General features: G+C 61.0%; 2 pseudogenes. Both read right to left on the reverse strand.

Going from position 1 to position 1215, the window contains the following annotated elements:
• A pseudogene (gene istB, locus ACYVG7_RS03155) lies at positions 1-338 on the reverse strand (IS21-like element ISAs27 family helper ATPase IstB); the annotation flags it as partial.
• Positions 339-361: 23 nt separating this feature from the next.
• Positions 362-1215 (reverse strand): annotated as a pseudogene (locus ACYVG7_RS03160) (Mu transposase domain-containing protein); the annotation flags it as partial.

Genomic DNA, 1215 nt, shown 5'->3' on the forward strand with positions numbered 1-1215 from the left:
CTCTTGCCACAGCCTGCCGCGCCCGTCAGCAGCAGATTTTGTTGATGACTCAGCCAGTGTCCTTCCAGCAGTTGGCGGATCTGTGCCTGGCTGACGCCTCGACCGGCCCGATAGTCCAGTTGCTCCACCTGTCCGGCGAGCCGGAACCGGGCTTGCTTCTCCAGGCGGTTGGTTTTCCTCTGCTCCCGTTGCACCAGCTCATGGCTCAGTAACAGTTGCAGCCGCTCTTCAAAACCCATATCCAGGTACAGCATGCTCTGGGCCTGCTGCTGGTTCAGGGCCTGTTTCATGCCGCTCAAGTGCAGGCGGCTTAGTTGTTCATCGAGGTGTAATTGCATCGGCTTCTCCTGATCGGTGGGGGTTAGTGGAAGTAGTGCTCGCCATGGACATTGTCATGACGGATGTCTTGCAGCGGATCCTGTCGCTTGCTGGCGATGGGTTGTTGCTCCAGGCCGTTCTTGAGCATGCTGCGGATGTTGTGCAGCCGATTGGCGCCGGTCAGGTAACCCCGGAGGCAGGCCGCCTCCAGCCGCTCCTTGCCATAGGTTTTGCTCTGCCCCAGCAAGGCCAGACAAGGTCGCACCGCTTGCGCCGGGTGCGCCACATTCCGGATAAAACCATCCACCCAATGCGTGGTGTAAGGTCCGATGGACGCCGCCCAGCCGAGCAGACGCTCGGGCGACCACTCCAGCAGCGCTTGGTGATGCGCGGGCATATGGGCAGCCAGGCTGCTGTGCTGACCTTTGCGATGACTGCGCGGATGCTCGGCCACGACCTTGCCTGCGTGGTACAGCGTGACGGTATGCTCGGCCAGATGAGCCTCCAGCCGCTTGCCCTGCAAGGCATNTAGGGATAATCCGGCAGCGGCTTGAGCGCCGGAGCATCGAGCTCGGCAAACAGTGAGGCACGGCAGCCAGGAAGCTTCTGGAAGGGTTTCTGGTTGAGCTTGGTCAGTAGTTCACCTATCCGTTGATTCAGCTGCGTCAGGCTATGGAAGGTTTCATGACGCAGCACCGCCAGGATCCAGCGGGTGACGATCTGCACTCCCACTTCCGCCTTGGACTTATCCTTCGGTTTGCGGGGCCGCGCGGGCATGATCGCCGTACCGAAATGGGCCGCCAGCATCTGGTAAGTGGGGTTGAGATCCGGATCGGTCTTGCGCGCCACGCTGACGGCACTTTTCAGGCAATCGGGTACCACCAACTGCGGTACGCC

It is taken from the genome of Pseudaeromonas pectinilytica, from assembly GCF_054780855.1.